Source organism: Atribacteraceae bacterium (genome assembly GCA_035477455.1).
Lineage (GTDB): Bacteria > Atribacterota > Atribacteria > Atribacterales > Atribacteraceae > DATIKP01.
Genome location: DATIKP010000112.1, coordinates 20,573 through 28,627, shown reverse-complemented (window position 1 = coordinate 28,627; position 8,055 = coordinate 20,573). Strand labels below are relative to the sequence as shown.

General features: G+C 51.2%; 6 protein-coding genes. 4 read left to right on the top strand and 2 right to left on the bottom strand.

What is annotated here, in order from left to right:
- Nucleotides 1–387: 387 nt before the first annotated feature.
- The gene (dps, locus tag VLH40_06985) at nt 388–939 is read right to left on the bottom strand and encodes a DNA protection during starvation protein (GenBank protein ID HSV31749.1); all 552 of its coding nucleotides are present in this window, start codon (nt 937–939) and stop codon (nt 388–390) included.
- 567 nt (nt 940–1,506) lie between these two features.
- The gene (gene purH, locus VLH40_06980) at nt 1,507–3,057 is read right to left on the bottom strand and encodes a bifunctional phosphoribosylaminoimidazolecarboxamide formyltransferase/IMP cyclohydrolase (GenBank protein ID HSV31748.1); all 1,551 of its coding nucleotides are present in this window, start codon (nt 3,055–3,057) and stop codon (nt 1,507–1,509) included.
- Between the two features lie 164 nt (nt 3,058–3,221).
- Here purH and VLH40_06975 point away from each other — a divergent pair, with 164 nt between their 5' ends.
- The 4 genes from VLH40_06975 (at nt 3,222) to aspS (ending at nt 8,040) form a co-directional block, all read left to right on the top strand.
- The gene (locus tag VLH40_06975; protein ID HSV31747.1) at nt 3,222–4,178 is read left to right on the top strand and encodes a ribokinase; all 957 of its coding nucleotides are present in this window, start codon (nt 3,222–3,224) and stop codon (nt 4,176–4,178) included.
- Nucleotides 4,171–4,833: an MgtC/SapB family protein gene (locus VLH40_06970; GenBank protein HSV31746.1), complete on the top strand. Its 663-nt coding sequence runs from the start codon at nt 4,171–4,173 to the stop codon at nt 4,831–4,833. The genes VLH40_06975 and VLH40_06970 overlap by 8 nt, the downstream gene beginning before the upstream one ends.
- Nucleotides 4,834–4,979: 146 nt before the next feature.
- Entirely contained in the window at nt 4,980–6,260 is a 1,281-nt protein-coding gene (gene hisS, locus VLH40_06965; protein HSV31745.1) for a histidine--tRNA ligase, read from the top strand.
- Nucleotides 6,244–8,040 (top strand): aspartate--tRNA ligase, encoded by a 1,797-nt coding sequence (aspS, locus tag VLH40_06960; protein ID HSV31744.1) that lies wholly within the window; start codon nt 6,244–6,246, stop codon nt 8,038–8,040. Before hisS ends, aspS begins: the two co-directional genes overlap by 17 nt.
- Nucleotides 8,041–8,055 lie beyond the last annotated feature (15 nt).

The following is an 8,055-nucleotide window of genomic DNA, read 5'->3' as shown; positions in this document are numbered from 1 at the left end:
GATGAAGAGGATGCGGGCGGGAAGCGCTTCGGCGGCTGAAAGGGACACCGTTACAGAAAAGAACCGCGTACCCCCGATTGGTCATGGTATCTGTTAAAATAGGAATCATCAGGCACCGCTCTTTTTTGAGGATTGGCGGCTTGTCCGCCTATGTCAATTGTACCAAAAAGGAGAGGTGTTTTCATTAGAAAATCCGGTAAAACAAAGGGTTTCAGCGTGTTTTGCGTCCTGCGAAAGTTGAGTTTATAGCATAAAAGCCTTTATAGCATAAAAGGGTTGGTCATCCTTCCCGTGGCATTGTTTTAACTCATTTCCAGAGAAAACCCGCCTGGGCATCTCCTATAAGTTAGAAGGGGGGGGCAAGCCCCCCTTTTTATCATATACGCTTCATTTGAGAAACTTGGACACGAAAGGAGAGGTTTCTCCCCGGCGCATGAAATGACCGGATGGACCCTCCCCCAAAAACTCGGAAAACCAAGATTCGTGCTCGATTTCCTCGTGGAGAATCGAGAGGGAAAGATCATAGGTCCGGTGGTCTTTCCCCGCAGTCATGTTACAGACCTGAGTGTATCCGCGCACGGCGCATCGTTCCGCTTCGACCAAGACTTTGAGCATTTCCATCGCGTTTTTTGGATTATCGGGAAGCCGGGCCGGCTTACAGGCGGAGATATCGTGGAAATTTTTCATATCTTCGGGAAGCTGGCCACCCAGCTCGTATATCCGCGGAACCAGAGCTTCAAAGTGGTTACGATCTTCGATACGGGCGACTTCGGTGATTTCCTTGATGGTTTCGCCATCCAAACCGATAAGGTTAGCTCGTAGGATAGTATAATAATAGTAGGTAGTTAATTCTGCGGCTGCGTTGCTGACCAAAAGCTTCAGAAGCTCATCGACATTGATACCCGCTTTTTCCACCATTTCCCTGGCGACTTTGGCCATCTCATATCACTCCCTTTTTAATTTTTAAAAATATGTAATATGTACATATATGATTTAATTATCATAATGTATAAATATCTATCTGTCAAGAGATACAATAATCTGAATTCTAAAAGTGTTTCTCTTTTTTATCAAGAACGACTTTTATTGCTGTTCTGCTGTTTTGCTGTGGATTTATAGTTGAATTACCTTCCAAAATGAATTTTATATTTGCTTTATGGCTTTGTTAAGACCTATATAATATATTATAATAGTGTTTTATTCAGAATTAAAGGAAAAAAGAAATAGAGGAGGTGAATGAGCGGCAGAAGAAAAAAGACTCTGCCAGGTTGAATCAGGGAAGAATGACCTGTACTCACAGGAAAAGAGAAAACCCGCTGAAACGCCTTGGCGGCAGGTGTCCCTCCCTGAGTCAACCCGTTAAGGAGGATGGCCATGCCCAAATGAGTACCCCACCTGGTACGCGAATCCCTGATCAGGCCCTGTTGCAACGGTCAAAAAGCGCTGCATCGGGGGGGCACGGTTGGGGGTTGTTCCCAGAGGCAGCGCTATTTCCCGCTGTACTGGTTAGTGACGGAAATGGCGGATCCCAGTAAAAATCATGCTGATGCCCAGCCGGTTGCAGGCATCGATGGAATCCTGGTCTTTTATCGACCCGCCGGGTTGGATGATGGCTCGAATTCCGGCTTTTCCCGCTTCTTCCACGACATCGGGAAAAGGAAAGAAGGCATCGGAAGCCAGGACGGCGTTTTTCAGCCGGAGGCTGGCTTTCATGATGGCGATCCGTAGGGAGTCAATCCGGCTCATCTGTCCGGCGCCGATACCTATCGTTGCTTGGTCCTGAGCCAGAACGATGGCGTTAGATTTGACGAACCGGCTTACCTGCCAGGCGAACAGAAGATCTTCCATTTCCGACGGGCCCGGCTGAACGTCGGTGACCACACGAAGGGCCTTTTCGTCATAACTGAGACGGTCGTTATCCTGCAGGAGGAATCCTCCATCCACTTTTTTGAGGTCATAGCGGGCGGGAGCCGACAGGGGCGCCTGGAGGATCCGAAGATTTTTTTTCGCACTGAAAAACTGCAGGGCATCCTGATCGTAAGCGGGGGCGACGACCACCTCGAGGAACAGGTCTCCGAAAACAAGGGCACTATTCCGATCAACTGTTCGGTTGAAAGCCACAACCCCACCAAAGGCCGAAACCGGATCCCCGGCCAGCGCTTTTTCCGCAGCTTTGGATAGTGCTGCATCGACAGACACACCACAGGGGTTGTTGTGCTTGACCACGACGACCGCCGGTGAAGTGAATTCCCGAACCAGGGAAAAAGCGGCTTGAGTATCGTAATAATTATTAAACGATAGCTCTTTGCCGCCCAACTGTTCCATCTGGTTCATGAATCCGACACCGTCGAAGGACAGGTCACGGTAATAGGCCCCCTGCTGGTGGGGGTTCTCGCCATAACGAAGGACTTCCTTTCTCTGAAGTATAATCGGAACCAGGGATGGGAAAACCTTCTCAGGGATCCCTCCGATTCGGGACAAGTAGCCGGCGATCAACGCGTCATACTGAGCGCTGTGCTGAAAAGCTTCAATCGCCCATTCCAGAGAACGGTTCTCCGGAAACGATCCGTTATGACGCTCCATAAGTTCGATGAGTTCGGGATATTGATCGGGGGAGGAAGAAATGACGACATAATGAAAGTTCTTTGCGGAAGCTCGGAGGAGGGTGATTCCCCCGATATCGATTTCTTCAATCACTTTCTTCAGAGAAAACTCACCGCGCTCGATCATATTTTCGAAAGGATAGAGATTGCAAATCACCAGGTCGATTGGGGAGATTCCTTCCCGCAGCAGATCCCTCCGGTCGGACTCCAGGTCCCGGCGACACAGAATCCCACCGGCGATCACCGGATGAAGAGTTTTGACCCGACCTCCCAGAATTTCCGGAAACCCGGTAACTTCCGAGACTTCTTCGACCGCCAAGCCAAGGTTCCTGATGTACCGGGCGGTTCCCCCAGTCGCCAGAAGCTTGATGCCCCGCTTGGAAAGGAAACGCACTAGAACGTCCAGCCCCTGTTTATCGGAAACGCTCACCAGAGCAGTCTTTACTGGTATCATGTCCTCACCTCCTACAGAATCACCGGCTCATTCGGTGTCCATTATTGTATCCAAAAGAAAGAGCATTGGAAAGTGAATGATGGTGGGGGCTATGAAAATGAAATAGGGTGGAGTAAACTGGACGGGAGACGCTATTTAACCCTGAATAGGAGGATTATCGGTCGATGCCTAAACCGAAAATGCTGGTGGTCGGTAGCCTGAACATCGATATGGTCCTGAAAATCGATCGAATGCCCGAAGTGGGGGAGAACCTCTTTGCGCTGGATTTCAGCATGCTTCCGGGGGGAAAGGGAAACAATCAAGCCATTGCCTGTTCCCGGCTGGGTGGAATAGTCAATGTCATCGGAAAAATCGGTGATGACGAGTTTGGAGCAAGGCTCTTGTTAAACCTGGAGCAGGAGAATATTCAATACCACTTTGTGACCAAACAACCATTGACCCATACCGGGCTCGCCTTTATTTTTATCAATCGTAACGGTGAGCCGCGCCTTCTGGTAGCCCCGGGAGCCAATATGTACCTGACGACCGAAGATTTAGACAACGCTTCCCAGTTGTTCAAAGCTTGCGATACGCTCTTAATCCAGTTGGAAGTACCACACAGTGTGGTTCGGAAGAGCATAGAAATGGCGCACGCCCTGAAGATTCCGGTTATCCTCAACCCAGCTCCGGCCCAGTCCTTTCCGTTGGAGCTTTTAAACAGGAACGACATCATTTCTCCGAACCTTTACGAGGCGGAAGTGCTCACCCAGACCAAAATTTTTTCAGTTGACGACTCGGTGAAGGCCATGATGATTCTTGAAGAACGATGTCTGTCCCGAAAGGTGATTACCTTGGGCGAAATGGGCGCCATCGCCACCTATGACGCAAACCGACTGATGTATTTGTTGCCCAGGGAGATTGAGGTTCAGGACACCACAGCAGCCGGTGATGCGTTCAACGCGGGAATCGCCTATGGCCTGTCCACCGGTATGAGTTGGCTGGAAACCCTGCAAATGGCGAATAATGCCGCTGCTTTGGCTTGTACCCGGGTCGGTGCGCAGAGTGCCCTTCCTTATTTCAGGGACACGGTTCGCTTTTCGGAAAATTACGGCAAAGGAGAGGTGCGGTTCATCGATGTTTGAAATATTGAACAGTGACACCCTGGTAATCTTCATCCGCCTGATCAGTTCTTTCATAGCTGGCGGACTGGTCGGTTTTCAAAGAGAACTGGCGGGAAAACCAGCCGGTTTGCGGACGCACGTTCTGCTATGTCTTGGTTCAGCTCTGATCACGACCGTCTCGATTTTCGCCTTCGGCCGCCTTGGTTTTGACCCGTCCCGCATCACTGCCCAGATCGTCAGTGGCATTGGGTTTTTGGGCGCTGGAACGATTTTCCGTCTCGGACCGTCGGTCACCGGACTCACCACCGCGGCGAGTCTCTGGGTAATTTCTGGAATCGGTATCGCCATGGGTTCCGGATTGATCGGAGTTGGGTTTATAGGTGTGGGGTTAACCCTTCTCGCCCTGACGACCTTGGAATACTTTGATGAAAGAATGGAAAAACGAGGGCTCCACTGGATTCGTCTCACCATAGCCGACCGGCCAGGAGTACTGGGGGAAATCGGTCGGGTGCTTGGCAAAGAAAAGGTCAACATTAAAAATGTCCGGCTGGAAAAAGCGGGTAGGGAGAAAATGAATTGTTCTCTCTGGATCGAATTTCCCCTGAATAGCAATAAAGAAAAGATCCTTTTTGCCCTCCAGGAGGTGGAAGGGGTCGATTCCGCGGAAATTCCCTGAGCTTCACCAAAGGGATGTGGAAGAGAACCGAAAAACCGACCGAGAGACTTGACTTCAACAGGTTTTTCCTGAAAAATGGGCGAATAGTATCGGCTGGTCTCGTGGTTGACCGTTCAGATCGAAAGAAAACCGGGAAGAGGTTGTTTATGGAAAAAATCCAAGCACCGAAAGGGACCAGAGATATTTTTGGTTTGGAAACCATCCTCTGGCACCGCCTAGAGAAGACGGTCCGGGAGACCGCCCGGGATTTTTATTTCGGAGAGATCCGCACCCCGATTTTTGAATATACGGATCTTTTCGCTAGAAGTATCGGTGAAGAAACCGATATCGTTCAGAAAGAAATGTACACTTTTCTGGACCGGGCAGGCCGCAGCCTCACTTTGCGGCCGGAAGGAACTGCTCCGGTCATGCGTGCTTACATCGAACATGGTTACCACGTTAGCCATCCCCGTCTGAAGTGGTATTACATGGGCCCTATGTTTCGCTATGAAAAGCCACAGGCGGGCCGCATGAGACAATTTCACCAGTTCGGGTTCGAATCTATCGGGTTTCTTTCACCCGGGAGCGATGCGGAAATCATTTCCCTGTCCTGGCTTATCTACCAGAAACTCGGATTTCGCCGGCTCACTCTTGAGATCAACAGTCTGGGATGTCCGGAATGCAAAGAAACCTATCACCGGACATTGTCCGACTATCTGCACCGACAACATTTTTGTCCCACCTGCCGGATGCGTGCCGATCGTAATCCTCTGCGAGTCCTGGACTGTAAAGACCCCACCTGCCGGGAACAGCTCCTCGTCCCTGATTTTCCCACCATACAGCAAGCCCTGTGCCCGGTCTGTCGGAATCACCAGGAGGCTCTTTTTGGTCTTTTGGAGGCTGTCGCCATTCCGTTTACGGTCAATCCTCTTCTGGTCAGGGGTCTTGATTATTACCTTCGGACCGCTTTCGAGATAAAAACCAAAGCGCTGGGTGCCCAGGATGCGGTTGGCGGAGGGGGGCGCTACGACAATCTTTCCAATTCCCTGGGAATAAGCGGGATTCCCGGGGTTGGTTTCGCCGCGGGCATGGAGCGGGTGGTTCTCCTTCTGGAACAACAGGAGCAAGCTTCGGTACCGGGAAACAACCCGCGGCTTTACTTAGCACCGCTGGATCTAGCGGGTGAAAAAGCTCTTCTAAATGCGGCCATGGAGTTGAACCGGCACTCAATACCAGTCTACCTGGATTTTGCCGATAAAGGAATCAAACAACACTTGAAGAGAGCTCAGAAAATGAATATCGGCCTGATTCTTATCGCCGGTGAACTAGAGGTGCGGAACAGGCGTTACGCATTGAAAAATCTCATGACTGGAAAACAGGTTCCTTGCGACCTGGCGACGGTTATCAAGCTTTGTCAGGGGGCTACTGAAGATGATGAGATCACATAATTGCGGAGAACTTCTCAGTACCGATGCCGGAAAACGGGTGGTATTGACTGGATGGGTCAACCGGCGCCGGGATCATGGAGGGCTGGTCTTCATCGACTTACGGGATCGTTGGGGCATGACCCAGCTGGTTTTTGACGCAGCAGTCCAAAAGCGTTTTCCAGACGTCACCAGAATGCGTTCCGAGTATGTCATTCGAATCGAAGGAGTAGTTCGCGAAAGACCAGTTGGGCTGGCTAATCCCAAGTTTTCCACCGGTACGATCGAAGTATCGGTAGAGCAGGTTGAGGTCCTTTCCGAAGCGACACTACCACCATTTGAAATTGAGGAAAAAAAGGATACTGATGAAAACCTGCGCCTGCGTTACCGATATCTCGACCTGCGAAAAGCCCGGATGCAGAAGAATTTAATGCTGCGCCACCAGACAGCGAAAGCTATCCGGGACTATCTATCTCAACGGGAATTTATAGAAATCGAAACTCCCTTTTTGGCCAAGAGCACCCCGGAGGGGGCCCGCGACTTTCTGGTCCCCTGCCGGATGAATCGGGGGACCTTTTACGCCCTGCCCCAATCCCCCCAGCTTTTCAAGCAAATCTTGATGATTGCTGGATTCGATCGCTATTATCAGATAGTCAAATGTTTCCGGGACGAAGATCTGCGGTCCGACCGGCAACCGGAATTCACTCAGGTGGATATCGAAATGTCTTTTGTCGATCAGGATGACGTGATATGCCTGGTGGAAGGGCTGATCCGGGAATGCCTGGCAAAGGTTTCCGGCTTGCTGGTCGATATTCCATTTCTCCGCTTGACCTACTCGGAAGCTATGGCTCGTTTCGGGACCGACAAACCCGACCTCAGGATCCCCCTGGAGTTGGTTGATCTGACTCCACTGACGAGAACCGTGAGGGAAACGCTGTGGAATACGCTATCTTCCGAGGACGCCCTCTATGCCCTGGAGGTTCCCGGCTGGAAAGATTTTTCTCGTAAAACCGCTGATGAGCTGTCTCTAAGAGCCCGGGAGTCGGGTTGCGGTCTCTCCTATATCCGCTGCAAGGACAATGAGTGGGGTTCGCCATTGAAAAACAAGCTGGACCCAGAGACTTGGGAGGCTCTCGTCCATAGATTCAACGGAACCCGGGAACCGGTCGTCCTTCTCGTCTGGGGGAAAATATCCAGGATTCGTGAGCTATTGGGCAATCTCCGGGTACAGATCGGCCGGGATCTACAAATTGCCAGGGAGGGGCTGGCTTTTTGCTGGGTCTACGACTTTCCTCTCTTTGAGTGGAACGAAGAGGAAAACCGTTGGGATTCCATGCATCATCCCTTTACTTCGCCCCGGCCTGAAGACCTGGAACGCTTGCGGGAGGACCCCGGCACTGTCAGGACCCTATCTTACGATCTGGTCCTGAATGGACATGAAATCGGAGGAGGCAGCATTCGGATTCACCAGAAAGCAGTCCAGGAAACGGTTTTTCAGCTGCTTCGCCTCAGCGACGACGAAATCAATCAGAAGTTCGGCTTTTTTGTCGGAGGTCTCGAACACGGTTGCCCACCCCACGGAGGAATCGCCCTGGGACTGGACCGGTTGGTCATGATCCTGGCCCAGGAGAGTTCCATTCGAGAGGTGATCGCCTTCCCTAAAACACAGAAGGGCTCTTGCCTCCTGACCGGTGCTCCGTCTGGTATCGATCAGGCGCAGCTCGATATCCTGGGTCTATCCTTGAATACCCCTCCGGAACCGGAGGGACCGCTTCGGGCGTCCTGCGGTAGTTCTCCGGAGTGAACTTTTGTCGATATT